At 46.9% G+C, this 16,557-nt stretch carries 18 protein-coding genes; 10 read left to right on the top strand and 8 right to left on the bottom strand.

The genetic code is table 11. The features are described 5' to 3' along the window. Positions 1-6: 6 nt before the first annotated feature. Genes ICL80_RS15725 through ICL80_RS15715 form a run of 3 tightly spaced genes read right to left on the bottom strand, consistent with a single transcriptional unit; the run spans position 7 to position 2,236 of the window. Entirely contained in the window at positions 7-447 is a 441-nt protein-coding gene (locus tag ICL80_RS15725) for a hypothetical protein (RefSeq protein ID WP_194213676.1), read from the bottom strand. 15 nt (positions 448-462) lie between these two features. After that, entirely contained in the window at positions 463-1,611 is a 1,149-nt protein-coding gene (locus ICL80_RS15720; protein ID WP_194213675.1) for an ATP-grasp domain-containing protein, read from the bottom strand. After that, the gene (locus tag ICL80_RS15715; RefSeq protein ID WP_194213674.1) at positions 1,592-2,236 is read right to left on the bottom strand and encodes a DedA family protein; all 645 of its coding nucleotides are present in this window, start codon (positions 2,234-2,236) and stop codon (positions 1,592-1,594) included. Before ICL80_RS15715 ends, ICL80_RS15720 begins: the two co-directional genes overlap by 20 nt. 311 nt (positions 2,237-2,547) lie before the next feature. Between ICL80_RS15715 and ICL80_RS15710 the strand changes: the two genes are divergently transcribed. Next, a complete protein-coding gene (locus ICL80_RS15710) occupies positions 2,548-3,075 on the top strand; it encodes an adenine phosphoribosyltransferase (protein WP_194213673.1) in 528 nt (175 codons plus the stop codon). Here ICL80_RS15710 and ICL80_RS15705 read toward each other — a convergent pair. Continuing rightward, complete coding sequence (locus ICL80_RS15705) at positions 3,072-4,196, bottom strand: M14 family metallopeptidase (protein WP_194213672.1); 1,125 nt, start codon at positions 4,194-4,196, stop codon at positions 3,072-3,074. The genes ICL80_RS15710 and ICL80_RS15705 overlap by 4 nt on opposite strands. A 484-nt stretch (positions 4,197-4,680) precedes the next feature. Between ICL80_RS15705 and ykgO the strand changes: the two genes are divergently transcribed. Beyond that, positions 4,681-4,806, top strand: coding sequence for a type B 50S ribosomal protein L36 (gene ykgO / locus ICL80_RS15700; protein ID WP_194213671.1), 126 nt, complete (start codon positions 4,681-4,683; stop codon positions 4,804-4,806). Positions 4,807-4,885: 79 nt separating this feature from the next. Next, positions 4,886-5,506 carry an HAD family hydrolase gene (locus ICL80_RS15695; protein ID WP_194213670.1) on the top strand — a complete coding sequence of 207 codons (621 nt, stop codon included), beginning with the start codon at positions 4,886-4,888 and terminating at the stop codon, positions 5,504-5,506. A 21-nt stretch (positions 5,507-5,527) separates the two neighbouring features. On the opposite strand, the gene pyk is transcribed toward ICL80_RS15695, so the two are convergent. Further along, positions 5,528-6,988, bottom strand: a complete 1,461-nt coding sequence (gene pyk / locus ICL80_RS15690; protein ID WP_228073606.1) for a pyruvate kinase — start codon at positions 6,986-6,988, stop codon at positions 5,528-5,530. Between the two features lie 139 nt (positions 6,989-7,127). Between pyk and ICL80_RS15685 the strand changes: the two genes are divergently transcribed. After that, positions 7,128-7,895, top strand: coding sequence for an N-formylglutamate amidohydrolase (locus ICL80_RS15685; RefSeq protein ID WP_194213668.1), 768 nt, complete (start codon positions 7,128-7,130; stop codon positions 7,893-7,895). 9 nt (positions 7,896-7,904) lie between these two features. Then, positions 7,905-8,219, top strand: coding sequence for a DUF1244 domain-containing protein (locus ICL80_RS15680; RefSeq protein WP_194213667.1), 315 nt, complete (start codon positions 7,905-7,907; stop codon positions 8,217-8,219). Here ICL80_RS15680 and glpD read toward each other — a convergent pair. Next, complete coding sequence (glpD, locus tag ICL80_RS15675; protein ID WP_194213666.1) at positions 8,216-9,709, bottom strand: glycerol-3-phosphate dehydrogenase; 1,494 nt, start codon at positions 9,707-9,709, stop codon at positions 8,216-8,218. The two genes, ICL80_RS15680 and glpD, sit on opposite strands and share 4 nt — an antisense overlap. Positions 9,710-9,847: 138 nt before the next feature. Here glpD and ICL80_RS15670 point away from each other — a divergent pair, with 138 nt between their 5' ends. Further along, on the top strand, positions 9,848-10,117 hold the full coding sequence (locus ICL80_RS15670) for a DUF2312 domain-containing protein (RefSeq protein WP_194213665.1): 270 nt from the start codon (positions 9,848-9,850) through the stop codon (positions 10,115-10,117). Positions 10,118-10,126: 9 nt separating this feature from the next. Here ICL80_RS15670 and murI read toward each other — a convergent pair whose 3' ends face one another. Further along, positions 10,127-10,960: a glutamate racemase gene (gene murI, locus ICL80_RS15665; RefSeq protein WP_194213664.1), complete on the bottom strand. Its 834-nt coding sequence runs from the start codon at positions 10,958-10,960 to the stop codon at positions 10,127-10,129. 9 nt (positions 10,961-10,969) lie between these two features. Next, a complete protein-coding gene (locus tag ICL80_RS15660; RefSeq protein WP_194213663.1) occupies positions 10,970-12,397 on the bottom strand; it encodes a sigma-54-dependent transcriptional regulator in 1,428 nt (475 codons plus the stop codon). Positions 12,398-12,646: 249 nt separating this feature from the next. On the opposite strand from ICL80_RS15660, the gene ICL80_RS15655 reads away from it, so the two are divergent. The 4 genes from ICL80_RS15655 (at position 12,647) to ICL80_RS15640 (ending at position 16,493) form a co-directional block, all read left to right on the top strand. Beyond that, positions 12,647-13,777 (top strand): Re/Si-specific NAD(P)(+) transhydrogenase subunit alpha, encoded by a 1,131-nt coding sequence (locus ICL80_RS15655; RefSeq protein ID WP_194213662.1) that lies wholly within the window; start codon positions 12,647-12,649, stop codon positions 13,775-13,777. Position 13,778: 1 nt separating this feature from the next. Beyond that, a complete protein-coding gene (locus ICL80_RS15650) occupies positions 13,779-14,075 on the top strand; it encodes a proton-translocating transhydrogenase family protein (protein ID WP_194213661.1) in 297 nt (98 codons plus the stop codon). Between the two features lie 12 nt (positions 14,076-14,087). Next, complete coding sequence (locus ICL80_RS15645) at positions 14,088-15,512, top strand: NAD(P)(+) transhydrogenase (Re/Si-specific) subunit beta (RefSeq protein WP_194213660.1); 1,425 nt, start codon at positions 14,088-14,090, stop codon at positions 15,510-15,512. A 468-nt stretch (positions 15,513-15,980) separates the two neighbouring features. Then, positions 15,981-16,493: a hypothetical protein gene (locus tag ICL80_RS15640; protein WP_194213659.1), complete on the top strand. Its 513-nt coding sequence runs from the start codon at positions 15,981-15,983 to the stop codon at positions 16,491-16,493. Positions 16,494-16,557: the final 64 nt, after the last annotated feature.

Here is a 16,557-nt window from a genome sequence, read left to right as displayed (position 1 = left end):
CCGCTCTTATTTAAAGTGGTTTCCAACCAAAGCTAGTCTGGACCTGTTTCTGTAGGCTATAAGTGTGCCAAGAATGAAAGCTATTATAGCGGTATAAAATAGCGAGCCATCACTCATTATTTCTCCGTTCACTACATATTCGACTGTAACACCTAAGGGAGTGAAGAGGTGAAAGAAGATTGCGCCTGCCATAATACCCATTGTTAAAATGCCACCAAATGCCCGAGTTTTAGGGATGAGCAAGAGTATGGAGGCAATGAGCTCTGCAATGCCAATGATGATAGCCCCATATGCTTTGAAAAAATCTAACCCCAAAAACTCACCTACAACATTAAAAATATGGGTTGGCATAGGGTGCCCGCTAAATTTGAAAGGCAGGCTGCCACATAGGATAAAGGCAATGATTATCGCCGCAATCCAGTCTCCATATTTGTTAAGAAAAACCATGGTTTTCTCCTACTATTAGTGCGTTATTGGATAGTGTTTGGTTAGTTTTTTTTCGTGGCGCCATGCCTTGAAAAGGCTGAATAGCGGTGTTGGTAGAAAACCTCTCTTTCGGTTTTTGTTCCCGATCACATAAAGGTGCCTAAACTGGCCCATAAGTGCTTTATAGGCGCCCCATAATGTCATACGGGAATCCCAAATATGGGTTACTTCGCCGCCAGCACCGTTCACTTCGATGATTTTGAATCCTGTACCGTTCTGCAATTCTGAAAAACTGTTAAATCGAACATCAAAACGGCCAATGTAAAATTCGCCCATAGATTTTGCCAGCTTATCAAAAGTGTCAATCATGGTGTCTGTAATGAAGTCATTACCATTGCGGAAAATGGTGCCTCTACAATGGTTGCCAGCAAAGGCTAACCGTACTTTCTCACCGTCAGGGACTATGGTGTCTAGCTTGCTTTTATGGCGCTCTAGGTATAGGTGCGATAGTTTGCCAGCGCGTTTGTCGGCCCGTATGAGCTCATATAGTGTGTTGGTACCGTTCCCAATTACAGAGGGGAAATATTTTAAAGTGAGGCTAATGATCTGGCCTTTGGGTTCCTCTGGGTGACGCACATAAAAAATGCCTGCTTCGCCTTCCATATCGATGAGTGTTTGCAGCAGAAAATTAGCGCCGGACGGAAACACTGAAATATAATGCCGTAAGTCTGTGTCGTTTTTAATAACCTGCACACCAGCGCCGCGCATGCCAATATCAGGTTTTGCCACAACCGGATAGCGTAGGCCAGTTGCTGTCATCCCGCTTGTGGCTTCCCTGAAGGTCCTATCCGTGCCACCATCCCCGGGCCAGCGTAGAAAGCGTGCATATGGTGCCGTGTAATCCCGTGCGGTACCGTTTAGCTGGTTCAGTACAGAAAACTTGCTTTCACCGACAAGGCCAGAGTAAGGCAACGCCGGGTTTGCATTGGTAAGTAGGGTTGGGCCTAAATGCCGAAGGGAAAGCCAGGCACAGTAAAGGGCGATAGGGACATAAAAAAAGTGTGCCGGGGCAAATTCAAACCAAGATGTTTCGGCGGCTGTATCATCGAGGGCAGGCATGCCTGCATGTTCGGGCAAAGGCATGGCATGTTTCACAGCTAGTGCGTTATCGGTGGCTGGTTGCATGCTGTTTCCTAATTTCGGAGCTTTCATGGTCTAAAATAATAGAGGTGGGCCTTAACCATTTTAACAGCCGAGGCAGGCCAAAAAGGACAGTTATTGCAATGATGCTTGTAGTGGTGGCCGCTACATAGGGGCCCATATGCTGTACAGCAGCTTGTATTTCACTGATGAAAAGCACCATTACTGTTACCCATAGGCATGCAGCTATCGATAATACGGTGCTGAAGCGTGCGAGGGACATGCGAAGAAAGCCAAAACTGACATATGTAATGAAACGTGTGCCGGGGGTGAACCGGGAGAGGAATAATAGCGCAGATTGCCGCTGAGATAACCAGTTCTTTAATTTAATGGCGCGCTCTATTGGTACTTTTGAGGCAATGAAGGCATTATGGCTCGCAGCCCAACCAAGAATGTAAAGCCCAATATCACCTACGATAATACCGGTTGCGAGTGCAGGGATAACAATACCTTCAGGCATATGGCCGCTTCCTACCAAGAGGCCTCCTATGATCAGGGAGCCGTCTTCAGAGGCAAAGGTGGTAGCCGCTAAAATGCATGCTGCAATAAGCGGTTTATTTGCCGCAAAATGCAGTATCAGCTCTAGCCACTGTTCTATTGTGTCTGTCATACGGCCCCTATTGCTCCTAATAAACCTCAAACGTAAAACTTGCTATTGTCAAGCCAAACTAGCTTCCAGACGCGGTGCAAAAAATCAACTCAATTTGACTATAGAATTTTATATGTAAGCAAAAGACACATCAGGGCTTTATAACACTATTGTGTTAGCGCGTGATGGCTATGTTTAAGGATGCTTTCACTATAGCCGCAATAAGTTTTCACTATTGTTCCAGACCTTTTTTAGGGTGCCTCTAGGCCCAGAGCCTGTTAATGAAAAGGCTGCTATTATTTAAACTCTCTATGGTAACGGTGCAGATAGTTATGGCTTTGAAAGACTATATTCGAACAATTCCAGATTTTCCAAAACCGGGCATTCTGTTTAGAGATGTTACAAGCTTGTTTGCAGATGCTGCTGGCTTTGAACTGATGCTCGATAGTATGGTTAATGCTTTGTCTGGTATACGCTTTGATGTGATTGCGGGTATAGATGCTCGAGGCTTTATTGTTGGGGCGGCACTTGCCGGGAGGCTTCAAAAAGGCTTTGTGCCGCTCCGCAAGGAAGGCAAACTTCCGGGTAGCGTTATCCGGGTAGCCTATAGACTTGAATACGGCGAGGCTGTGCTGGAAGTGCATACGGGTAGTTTTAAGAAAGGTATGCGTGTTTTGCTGATTGATGACCTCATAGCAACAGGTGGCACAGCTGAAGCCGGTGTGCAGCTCATAAAGGCACAGAGTGCCGATATTGCAGCTTGTGCCTTTGTGGTTGACTTACCTGACCTTGGCGGTAGTGCCCGCCTGCAAGAGGCGGGGCACACTGTTATTAGCTTATGCAGTTTTGAAGGGGCTTAAAGCTCGTCTACTATTTGGTACAGGGCATTTAGGCATGCAATGGCTAGATTACGGCACCGTTCTGGGCTCCAGCCATAGAGTGTGTCGGGCAGGTCTGCATTGTCTTTAAATGGCATTTCAAGCGTCATGGCAGGGCATTTGAAAGCTTCTGCCATATAATTGGTGCATACACCCATGTTGGCAGTGCCTGCCACATCAACCGGATAGCCTTTTTCTGTTTGAAAGTCTGGTGTTATAGATGCCAGTGTATCGCGGTATTTGTAAAATAGATCCAGCCGTGCTTCTTTGGCTGACGGTACGCCGTCGAAGCCTGCCAAGAAATTATAAGGCAGGGCTTCATCCCCGTGTACATCCATATGGAAATCAACACCAGTTTCAAGCATTTTTTTGCGAACCAGATATACTTCTGGTTCTGTTGCTGGGTTTGGGTTTTCCCACACTCTGTTCAGATTTACGCCTGCCGCATTTGTCCGTAAATGCCCACGTTTTGAGCCATCAGGGTTCATGTTGGGCACAATGTAAAAATGTGCTTTTTCAAGGAGGCCTTTAGCAACAGGGTTGTCTTCATCCAGCAAAAATTCAAGCGCGCCTTCCATCCACCATTCAGCCATGGTTTCGCCTGGGTGCTGGCGAGCGCAGAGCCATATCTTTTTGCGACCTTCTGGACCATAACCAACTTCAACTAGGTCCATGTCCTGCCCGTCTAGAGTGTGGCCAAGAACGTGTGTCTTCACTATGGGTGAAGCCGCGACATCTGCAATCAGGTCGGCATGACGATCCATCGAATAGGGTGCAAAGTAGGCAAAGTAAATGCTATCGGAATCGGGTTCAAAGTGCCACGTAAGCTCTTTGCCATTATAGCTTGTGGGAATGCGGAACCATGTTTCGCGGTCATATGAGGCGCATACGCTATAGTTATTCCAGCCATCAAGATAAGCAGCATCCCCTGCATTTTCTATCGTTAGGGTGCATGCAGTATCAGCAACACCAGAAAGGCGAAAATGGAACCACTGAAGAAATTCAGACTGATGGTCTGCCCTGATTTTAAGGCGTATATCCGCTGGCGATTCTACAGAAATAACGTCTATGTTGCCGCTGTCGAATGAACTTGAAACAAGCATGCTGTCCTCTTTCGTTGTTACTATTTGCTGCCCACGGGTAATGCTTCATACCCTTGAGGTCAATATAGGAAAAGTACGATAAAGGATATTGGGTTTTAGGGCAAAACCTCTGTCAGCCCTCTGGGTAAATTAGAATCGGCTTTTGTTTGTCATAATAGTCCAGTTATGGTATTATCATGAAACTGACGCGGTAAAGCGTGAGCGGACTACCCCTGCTTACAAACAGGGGGGAATGGGGCGTTCCACAGGGCATGGGGGGCGCCCCTGTTTTGTGCACCTCGCTTGGTTTTAGGTGTGCAATTTTAGTATTCAATGAAATTGCTTCCAGAAGCTATTGACAGAAACGGCTCTCACCCTTATGTTCCGCGCCCAATGGATTCGGGAAATGGCAATTGTGCTGTTTCCGCCTTAACCATGCAGTTTAAAAGCATTTGAACTGGTATGGAAAAGGCATTGTTTAAACTGATTTTTAGGAAGGCGAGCCATGAAAATTCGCAATAGCCTGAAGTCTCTTAAGACACGTCACCGCGATTGCCGTGTGATTCGCCGCAAGGGACGTACATACGTTATTAACAAGACTCAGCGTCGTTTCAAGGCGCGTCAGGGTTAATACCCCCCTATTTAAGTTATTGATTAAGCCGTGCACTCGTATGTAGAGTGGCACGGCTTTTTCTTTGCGGGGTAAGTTTATGAAGCAGATTTCTGCTGTTCTTTTTGATATTGGCAATGTGTTTGTGCGGTGGGATCCCCGTTATCTGTATGAAAAGCTTATAGCTGATCCGGTTGAGCTGGATTTTTTTCTGACAAATGTTGTGACACTTGCATGGCATACCGAGCACGATAGGGGCCGCCCTTTTGCCGAGGGCGTGCGGAAATTATCGGCACAGTTTCCAGAGTATGAAGATCTTATTCAGTCTTTTGATACAAAATGGGCTGAAACAATTGGTGAGACTATAACAGGCACTGTCGATGTTTTGGGCGCATTGGTCGCTGAAGGCATGCCTGTATATGCAATTACGAACTTCTCTGCTGAAAAATGGCCCCTGTTTTGTAAAAGCTATGCCTTTACAGACCTGTTCGATGGAGTGGTTGTCTCTGGTGAAGAAAAACTGGTGAAGCCTGATCCTGCACTTTTTGATATTGCTATAAAACGCTTTGGACTGGTGCCAGAGGAAACGTTTTTTATTGATGACCGGTTTGATAATATTCGGGCTGCAGAAAAGATAGGTATGCAGTGCCATACCTTCCGCGACCCAGCTACTTTAAAGAAAGATTTGTGGTCACGCCGTTTTAGGCACCTATCATTTTAGGTGCCTAAAGATGTTCTCTGCCTAAACAGTGGTTTTGTTGATCCAGGCAATGTGCAGCACATTTGTGGCCCCCGGTGTGCCAAAAGGCACGCCAGCAGTGATAACGATTCTGTCTCCAGCTTTTGCCAGACCACTACGCACTGCCATACGCTGCGATTTACCGACCATTTCTTCAAAAGAAGTGACATCTCTGGTCTTAATCGTATTCATGCCCCATACAATCGCTAGCTTGCGTGCAATTGACATTTTTGGGGTGAGTGTAAGGATAGGTACCTTGGGGCGCTCTCTTGCTGCGCGTAGGGCTGTTGAGCCAGATGTGGTGAAGGTCACAATAGCGCATGCCGAAATAGATTCGGCTACTTGGCGTGCCGCAGCTGTAACGGCATCTTCAATACGGGTGTTATAGGTGCCAGTATCAAGCCTGCTGCCCAGTAAGTAGTCGGGCTCATTTTCGATACGGCGTGCCACGCGGTCCATAACGGCAACCGCTTCTATAGGGTAATCCCCCACAGCTGATTCAGCAGATAGCATGACCGCATCAGCACCGTCTGCAACTGCGGTTGCAACGTCAGACACTTCAGCCCGTGTTGGTACGGGTGATTTGATCATTGATTCGAGCATTTGCGTTGCAACAACTACAGGCTTGCCTGCTAGGCGGCATTTGCGGATAATTTTTTTCTGAATGCCCGGTACTTTCTCAACTGGCTCTTCAACACCCAAATCGCCGCGTGCCACCATTACACCGTCAGAGAGTTCAATAATTTCATCAAGTGCTTCAACTGCCGCGGGCTTTTCAATTTTGGCCATCACCGCTGCCCGCCCTGCAACCAGTTTTTTGGCTTCTGCAACATCTGCGGCACGCTGAACAAAAGACAGCGCTATCCAGTCAGCGCCGCACTTGAGGGCAAAGGCCAGATCCTTACGATCTTTTTCTGTGAGAGCAGCAAGCGGTAATACAGCGTTTGGCACATTCACGCCCTTACGATCAGAAAGCACGCCGCCAACAATTACCGTGCATTCAGCTTTTACTGTTTCCGCTTTGGTGACTTCAAGACGGACTTTACCGTCATCGAGCAAAATTTGCGTACCAGCATCAATAGCAGAGAAAATTTCTTTATGAGGCATGCCAACACGGTCTTGTGTGCCGGGTTCATCCGTTAGGTCAAGGGTGAAGGTGTCGCCGTTTTTGAGGGTAATTTTACCGTTTGCAAATGTACCAATACGCAGCTTAGGACCTTGAAGGTCTGCGAGAATGGCAATCGGTCTGCCTATTTCTCGTTCAACAGCGCGTATCGTATGGACAAGGGCTTCTTTGTCCTTGTGTTCGCCGTGGCTCATGTTCAGGCGAAAAACATCCGCTCCTGCAGTTGCCAATGCTTTAAGTTGTTCGAATGTACTGGAGGCAGGCCCCAGTGTTGCGACAATACGTGTTTTACGATTGCGTCGAATATTTATAAACTCAGGGACAGCGGTGGGTGCCAAATGTGCCTCCATATGGATAGTGTTGTTTCAAATTGGTTCATTGGGGGCTTTTATTTTGCCAGATGCTGCGTTAAAGCTGGCAAAAGGTCCAGTACTTTCTTGTAATGCCTTCAAATCTTCATGCTCTGACTGGTGATTTATGACAAACTTTAGCCTTGCTAGCGAAATTTTGAACCCCAATGTTATTGGCGATGTTATTATCCTCTGTGACCATGCAACAAACCATATTCCGGAAAACTATCAAAACCTTGGCTTAGGTCAGGCAGACTTAGAGCGCCACATAGCGTGGGATATTGGTGCAGCAGAGGTAACCAGAAAAATTTGTTCCATGATGGGCGTGGCAGGGGTTCTTGCGCCTGTCTCGCGGCTGCTGATTGATTGTAACAGAGAACCCGACCATGCAACCCTGATACCGCCGCAGAGTGATGGTACTATTATCCCGGCTAACCGTGATTTGCCGGAAAGCGCAGTTGCTGCTCGTAAAAAGGCTTATTACGTGCCGTTTCATATGGCATGCGCAGATTTGGTTGAAAAACACCTTAATGCTGGAAAAACGCCTATCATTATTGGGATGCACAGTTTCACACCCGTTATGAAAGATGAGGGCCGCCCTTGGCATATTGGATTTTTGTGGAATAAAGACCCGCGCCTTGCACAAGCAATGATCGGGCTGTTGGAGCGTGAGACAGACCTTATTGTTGGTGATAATCTGCCATATTCAGGGAAAGACCTATATTATACCATGCAGCGACATGGTGCTGACAATGGCCTGCCTCAAACCACCATCGAGATTAGGCAGGACTTGCTTGCAGATGATAAGATGACAAGTGAATGGGCCGCTTTGCTTGCAGATGTACTTGATGAATGTACCGAGCGTCACGATATAATGTCTATTCAGTATTATTAGGGGAAAGTTATGACATCAAATCAGGAAAAAATTGATGCGGCCGTATTGAGACGCCTGCTAAAACATTTAGATGACCGTAAGGATGTTCAGAACATTGACCTTATGGGGTACGGTGGCTTCTGTCGTAACTGTCTTTCTGATTGGTATCAGGAAGCAGCAGAGGAGCAGGGGCAACCTGTTACAAAAGATACTGCGCGTGAGCGCATCTACGGCATGCCTTACAGCGCCTATAAAGAAAAGTATCAAGCACCCGCAACAGATGAGCAGCTAGAGCGCATGAATGTTAGTGTTGCAAAAAACAAAGCCGCTCGCGGCCAAAGTTAAGGCTGGCTTTCAAACCACTGTGCGACAGAGTGTTGTTCTTCCTCTGTCATATGGAGGCCCAGTTTTGAGCGCCGCCATAAGGCATCTTCTGCAGTTGTAGCCCATTCGTGTTGTTTTAAATATACAAGCTCTGCTTCATATAAGCTGGCCCCAAAAGCTTGCCCCATATCTTCAAGAGATGTTTTGCGGCTTAGCAAGGTTTCTGTAAGCGTTCCATATGATCTTATGTATCTATGGCAAAGACTATCAGGTAGCCAAGGGTATGCTGTTTTTATGGCGCCTATGTAAAAGACAATGTTTTCATAGCCCATTTCCCCGCCGGGTAGGGGGGCAGATGCTGTCCAAGGTTGCCCGCCGTATTGAAGGAAAGCTTGTAGTTTTTCTAGTGCTTCTTCGGCAAGGCACCTGAAGGTGGTTATTTTACCGCCATACACACTTAGCATAGGCGCGCCTTCCTGTGTATCAAGCTCCAGAACATAATCACGGGTGGTTTTTGAGGCATTTTCTGCGCCGTCGTCAACAAGCGGTCTGACGCCTGCATAGGACCATATAATGCTTTCAGGTATTACTGGGGCTTCCAAATATTCACTGACAACGCTGCAAAGATATTCTTTCTCATGTTTATCAATTGATACTTGGTCAGGGTCGCCGCTGAAGGCAACATCAGTAGTACCTATAAGGGTATAATTATTCTCGTAAGGGATGGTGAAAATAACACGCCCGTCAGTATGCTGGAAAGTAAAAGCCTGTTCGCCGTGGTAAAGGCGGGGCACTACAATATGGCTACCTTTTACCATTTTAATCTGTTTGCTGCTTTGGGGGGGCGGGGAAGCCTTATCTTCTATTTTATCAACCCAAGGCCCGGCCGCATTGACCAGCGCGGAGGCTTTTATTACGTGCATCTCGCCGTTTGGCTCGCGCACGGTAATGTTCCACAAGCCCTTTTGCCTTTTTGCCCCCAATACCTTTGTTCTGGTTAGGATTGTTGCTCCATGTCTGGCAGCATCTACGGCAGACATGGCTACAAGGCGGGCATCATCAACCCAGCAATCAGAATATTCGAAGCCTTTTGTAAGTGTAGGCTTAAGCGGTTTTCCGTGTGGGTGTTTGGTTAAGGCAAGGGTTTTTGTTGGTGGTAGAATTTTGCGCCCACCAATGTAGTCATATAAAAAAAGCCCTAAGCGCAGTATAAAGGCTGGCCGTAATCCTTTGTGGTGCGGTAAGACAAAACGTAGTGGCCTAATAAGGTGTGGCGCAGCGTTTAATAATATTTCACGCTCCATAAGCGATTCTCGAACCAGCCGAAACTCATAGTGCTCCAGATACCTGAGACCACCATGTATCAGTTTGGAACTTGATGATGACGTGTGAGATGCAAGGTCATCCTTTTCAGCTAGGATCACTTTTAAACCACGACCAGCGGCATCACGGGCAATGCCAACCCCGTTAATACCGCCTCCAATAATAAAAATATCTGCTACTTGTGCCATAAACCCTATTAAGACGTTATTTCACTCAAATGCCAACAGATGAAATCACCAAACTAATAAAAATTCAGTTGGGAATTGATCCTCTCATTTTCACACGTTAGAGTGCGGCCGAATTGTAGCCCTATGGAGTATGAAGGCATGGTACAGGCTGGTGGTGTTGCTGGAGATCAGTTGCGCAGTTTTATTGAGCGCATTGAACGTTTGGAAGAAGAAAGAAAAGGTATCGCTGAAGATATCAAGGAAGTGTATGCCGGGGCTAAGGCTGTAGGGTTCGATACCAAAATAATGCGTAAAGTTATCGCTATTCGCAAGATGGATCAGGCAGAGCGGCAAGAAATAGAGAGCCTGCTGGATGTTTATCTGCATGCGATTGAAGGCGGTGAACGCCCTGAGCCTGTAAGCGAATAATATTGGGGACTATGTAGACAGCTTTATGAATGTCTGCAAATGCGGCGGTAAATACTGGTTTGCCGCCGTAACATCTTTCGGGTCGCCCGATGTTAACAGAGTAACGCGGCCCGTTTCATTAGGGCTTGCCGTAAATTCCGGGTGCCTTTCCAGATAATCTATCAAAGCACGAGCGACAATTTCAGGCTGGGAATACAAAGCAATTTTGTCTCCAAGCGCGGCTTCAAAGTGTCGTTTTATGAGTGGGAAATGTGTGCAGCCGAGAACGGCTGCATCTGGCCTGCTACTCAGGATCTCACTGACATAACCGCTTACCAAGCCTGCAATGGGGGCATATCCAGCACCGCCCTCAATAGCATCGACAAGGCCGGGGCAAGCTTTAGCTGTGAGGTTTATATGATTGGCGCGTTTTTTTATCTCTTCGCCGTATGCATTGCTTTCAATCGTTTTTTTTGTGGCAAATAATGTAACATTCAGAGGACGTTTTTTATGTGAACCGGGGTGTTCTTGCGACCATGGTACCTCGGTAATCGCTTCGACCATTGGTACAAGTACCCCCAAGATGCGGCGGTCTGGGTAGTTATCAAGTAGCCAAGTTTGCTGAAGGCTTCTCAGTGCCACGGCTGCTGCGGTATTGCAGGCCAGTACCACAAGAGTACAGCCCCGTTGCATTAAGGCATCCACACCTTTTCGCGTCAGGTCAACGATCTGCTGGTTGCTTCTGTGGCCATAGGGGGCATTGGCATGGTCACCCAGATAAAGAAAATCTTGTTTGGGTAGCTGTTTATGCAGGGCTTCCAAAATCGTTACGCCGCCAGAACCAGAATCAAAAACGCCAATCATAGAAGTACCTTATTTACCAAGACCATATTCTTCCAGCTTTCTATACAGGGTAGACCTGCCAATTTTCAGTCTTTTTGCGACTTCTGTCATTTTGCCTTCATAACGACCAAGGGCTGCTTTGATGATGTCTTTTTCCAGGTCGGCAAGGTTCCGTATATGCCCATCCGTATTATGCAGAGACAAATACACATCTTCTTGTGGCCCTTTAAAGGCGGTAGAGGGTAGGAATGCTACAGGTGCTGACGGCTGTATGCTGCCTTCTATCATTAAATGTGGAAAATCCTGTGGTTGCAGGGTTTCATGATCAGTTAGAATAACGGCTCTAAACAGGGCGTTTTGTAACTGCCGGATATTACCGGGCCAGTCATATTCTATTATAGCGGTGACGGCAGCCTCAGATAGACTGCATTTGGGCAGGCCTTCCATTTCAGAAATTTGTGAGAGAAAGTATTCGGCTAGATCACGAATGTCATCTTTTCTGTTTCGCAAGGGAGGTAATAAAACTGGATATACATTTAGCCGGTAGAACAAGTCTTCCCGGAAGGCCCCATCTGACACACGCTCTGCAAGATTACGGTTGGTGGCAGATATAATCCTGATATCAACCTGTGTGCTTTGCTTGCCGCCGACAGGGTCAATCTCTTTTTCCTGTATAGCGCGCAGTAGCTTTACCTGAATATCAAGGGGTAACTCCCCCACTTCATCCAAAAACAGGGTGCCACCGTGCGCTTCCTGAAATTTTCCGATCCGTTTTTCTGTGGCGCCGGTGAAGGACCCCTTTTCATGGCCGAACAGGATGCTTTCAACCAAGTTTTCAGGAATGGCACCACAGTTTACAGCTACAAAAGGCTTATTTTTCCTATCGCTGGCGGCATGGATTGCATGTGCAAAAACTTCCTTTCCAACACCGGATTCGCCCTCAATTAACACAGGAATGGTTGCAGTTGCCGCTTTTCTGCTGAGTTTGATGGCGTGTTTAATACCGGCACTTTTACCCACCATGCTATCAAAATTAATGGAACCGCCTTTATCTGAAACGCCGGTTATTTCACCCACAAATGACGTGGTTTTAATCGCTGCATCCAGCGCCGTACGGATACGCTCTGCACTGGCAGGTTTTACGATAAAGTCATTTGCGCCTGCGCGCATGGCATCAACCACGGTGCTGATGGAAGAATGTGCGGTTAACATAATCACAGGCAAGTTTGGCAGGGATGGGCGAATCGCTTGCAGTACTTCAATCCCATTCATTTCAGGCATCATGAGATCAAGGAGGATAACATCAAGCGCAGGCGCGTTGGTATTTAAGATGCGCTGTGTTGCAATTTTGCCAGAGGTGGCTGTTTCTACAGAATAGCCTGCCTTTTTGATAATACCCTCTAATAGGGTAATCTGCGTTAGTTCATCTTCCACAATAAGTATGCGTTTTTCATTCATACCACATCTACCCCGAATCGATTGTACGCAATATGTATCATATTGGGACATTTGTTAAAAGATACCTAATGTTTATCTGAAACTTTTTAGAGCTAGTAAGGATATTTTCTTGCGTACAGAAACAATTGCTCTAGTTTCTTGCGCAAGGCTAGAACGGCTCATGGGGGGCATGAACCGTAACCATCAAAAGTTTCTGGTGCCGATTTGCCTGTTAAACAATAGTCATTAACCGTTTTTGGAGGACTTCCTATGAAACTAGCGGTTATTCGGGAAAGACGCGAAGCTGAAAAGCGTGTAGCGGCATCACCCGAAACAGTCAAAAAACTAACGGCGCTTGGATTTGCCGTCACAGTTGAAGCTGGTGCCGGTATTGCAGCATCACTCCCTGATTCTGCATTTGAAGCAGTTGGTGCAAAAATTGCTCCTGATCTAAAAACTGCAATCAAAGAAGCAGATGTTATTTTTTCAATTCAGGGGCTGGAAGCTGCTGATGCGAAACTAGCAAAAAAAGGTGCGCTGTTACTGTCCAGCCTAAATCCTTTCATTGAGAAAGACCGCATGCAAGCTTTTGCTGATGCGGGCATTATGGCAGTCGCCATGGAATTTGTACCACGTATCACGCGGGCGCAGTCTATGGATGTACTTTCTAGCCAATCTAATCTTGCTGGCTATAAAGCCGTTCTGGATGCAGCGGCAGTTTATGGCCGTGGTTTCCCAATGATGATGACAGCTGCGGGTACAATTGCACCGGCAAAAGTTATGATCATGGGGGTTGGTGTTGCTGGCCTGCAGGCTATTGCTACAGCGAAGCGGCTTGGTGCTATTGTAAGTGCCACTGACGTTCGTGCAGCCACCAAAGAACAGGTGGAAAGTCTTGGCGGTAAATTCGTTATGGTTGAAGATGAAGAAACAGCCGCCGCTGAAACTGCTGGTGGTTATGCCAAAGAAATGAGCCCTGAGTATAAAGCCAAACAGGCGAAGCTTATTGCTGAAACGTTGGCCAAGCAGGATATTGCTATTACGACGGCCTTAATCCCGGGGCGCCCAGCACCTGTGCTGATTACCGAGGAAATGGTAAAGTCCATGAAACCGGGCAGCGTGATTGTTGATTTGGCTGTGGAAGCAGGCGGTAACTGTGCTTTGTCTAAGGCTGGCGAAGTTGTTGAAGTGAACGGCGTGACAATTGTGGGCCACAAAAATGTGCCTTCGCGGTTAGCGTCTGATGCTTCTGCGCTGTATGCTCGGAATTTGGTGCATTATATTACACCCCACGTAAAAGAGGGCGCACTCCAGATCGACTTTGAAGATGAAATTGTCCGTGAATCGCTCATTACTAAAGATGGTGCGATTGTGAACCCACGCCTGACAGGGGGGCAGTAAGATGCATGATATTCTTGTAAATCCGTTTATTCAGCAGTTCAGTGTTTTCTTAATGGCCATTTTTGTTGGCTATTATGTGGTTTGGTCGGTAACGCCTGCACTTCATACTCCTTTGATGGCTGTGACAAATGCTATATCCAGCGTGATCATTGTAGGTGCCCTTATTGCAGCGGGCCCTGAAGGGGCTACTATTTCAAAACTTCTGGGAGCGATAGCAATTGCGCTTGCTTCCGTTAATATATTTGGTGGTTTTGCGGTTACTGCCCGCATGCTGGCCATGTATAAGAAAAAGAAATAGGGGGCCACGAACATGTCTGATCAATTCCTTGTTGATATGACGGCGGTGGCTTATTTGGTCGCTGCTGTTTGTTTCATTATGTCACTGCGTGGCCTTTCGAGCCCTGTTACTAGCCGTAAAGGTAATATTTACGGCATGGTCGGTATGGCTATCGCGATGATTACAACTATTCTTAACCCTGAGATTGTGTCTTATGATTGGATCATTGGCGCTATTGTTGTGGGTGGTGGTATAGGCTTTGTCATTGCCCGTAAAATAGCCATGACGGCGATGCCACAGCTTGTAGCTGCCTTCCATAGCCTTGTGGGTCTTGCTGCTGTGTTTGTGGCAGGCAGCGCCTTTCTGAACCCGGTTGCCTTTGGTATTGCAGATATGGCAGGGCATATCCATATGGCATCAAAAATTGAAATGACACTGGGTATTGCAATTGGTGCCATCACATTCTCTGGTTCCATCATCGCTTTTGCCAAATTACAGGGCCTGATGTCTGGTGCGCCAATCATGTTACCGGGTAGGCACATGATAAACATTCTAATTGCGGTGGGTATTGTTGGTGGTATTGCATGGTTTTGCAATGATCAATCAGCGGCGATTGCTGGGATTAGTATCTTTTGGATTGTGACAGGGCTTGCCTTCCTGATCGGCTTTTTGCTTATTGTTCCTATTGGCGGCGCTGATATGCCGGTGGTTGTGTCTATGCTGAACAGCTATTCTGGTTGGGCTGCGGCAGGCATTGGTTTCACGCTTGCTAACACGGCTCTAATCGTTACGGGTGCGCTTGTGGGTTCATCAGGGGCTATCCTATCTTACATTATGTGTAAGGGTATGAACCGGAGCTTTATTTCTGTTATTCTAGGTGGCTTTGGCGGTGATGCTGCCGCAGCTGTTGGTGGTGTCGGTGCTGAAACACGACCAGTGAAGCAGGGGTCTGCGGAAGATGCAGCCTTCATTATGAAAAATGCAGGCAAGGTTATCATTGTACCGGGGTACGGTATGGCGGTCGCACAAGCGCAGCATGCCCTGAAAGAAATGGCAGACACCTTGAAGGCAGAAGGTGTTGAAGTGTCTTATGCTATTCACCCTGTTGCGGGCCGGATGCCTGGGCATATGAATGTGCTGCTTGCAGAAGCCAATGTGCCATATGATGAAGTGTTCGAGCTTGAAGATATCAATAGCGAGTTTTCTCAGGCGGATGTGGCTTTTGTTATTGGCGCCAATGATGTGACAAACCCGGCAGCAAAAACAGATACAGCCAGCCCGATTTTTGGTATGCCAATTCTGGATGTTGAAAAGGCGCGTACTGTGCTGTTTATCAAACGCTCGATGGGTAGTGGTTACGCGGGTGTTGAGAATGAATTGTTCTTCCGCGATAACACCATGATGCTTTTCTCTGATGCGAAGAAAATGGTGGAAGAGATTGTGAAATCACTACACTAGAATAGCATACATTCAAGGATAAAGGCCGTATCATGTGTGCGGCCTTTATTGCATATAGATTGTTGTAAAAAGTGAGGCCGTTTTCCTACCCATGGCTGGTTGGAAAACGGCCTTGTCTTTTGCCTTAGGAACAAAAGGTCTGGCGGGCGTCCAGGGCCAACAGGATTGGCCCGCCATCTAACGCCGCTGTCAGGTTCGGCGTACAAGCCTCGCCCCTTGAACTGCGATGCTTGTACCAGCATAAAAACATACCTGTAATTAATAATCAATCGCAAAAACATGAAATCTGCAATTTTTTTTCATTCTCATTTGTATTAAGGTTGCATATAAGGTCAGCGTCAAAGCGACACAGCTTTGTGTCCAGTGTTGAGTATGAGCACTGTTTCGCTGTATGAATGGAAATGAGAAGATGTTTGTTGTTCGTCTCGGCAACCGCTATAGGTAGCGCATACATCAAAAGGAACAATCGTGAACGAGCAGGCTACCATCATTGACTTTGTCAGCGCGAGCTTACACAGCTTAGAGGCAAGCGGTAGAACGTTGCTTTCACCGACCGAGCAGGAAGTGGCTGATGATCTGGCAGTTACGTTGGATCAAACACTGGGAACCATGGTGAAAGAACTCGAGAGGATTGCATCTTGTCAGCAGGATACACCTGTTGTTGAAGGCCTTGATGAGTTGCCACCGTTTGAGGCTTTTTGTGTTGGTCTAAAGCATATTGGTGCCGCGCTTTTACCTCATATGATTGAGGTGTTTGAGCAATTCTGTAGCGATAATGCTGCTCCCAAGAAACCCTTTGGGTGGATACTGCGGGCAAGAGCAGATGCTTTTGTTGCTTATTTATTGCAGCTTGCGCAAGTACACGGCTTGGCATTTGATGATTCGTTAGAGCGACTTGGCAAAAAAGAGCAAATTGCGTTGGCTAGGCTTGGTGCTGATTTACGAATTCTAATGCAAAGCGCGCTAGAAAAAACATTGTAAGCCTGCTTCTCTAAATATAAGTGTTGTTCAGCGTCTGTTAAGGCAGTCATCTTTACTATGACAG

It is taken from the genome of Kordiimonas pumila, assembly GCF_015240255.1.
Taxonomy (GTDB): Bacteria; Pseudomonadota; Alphaproteobacteria; order Sphingomonadales; family Kordiimonadaceae; genus Kordiimonas; species Kordiimonas pumila.
Note: the sequence above shows the minus strand (reverse complement) of the source record. Positions and strands in the feature narration are given on the sequence as shown.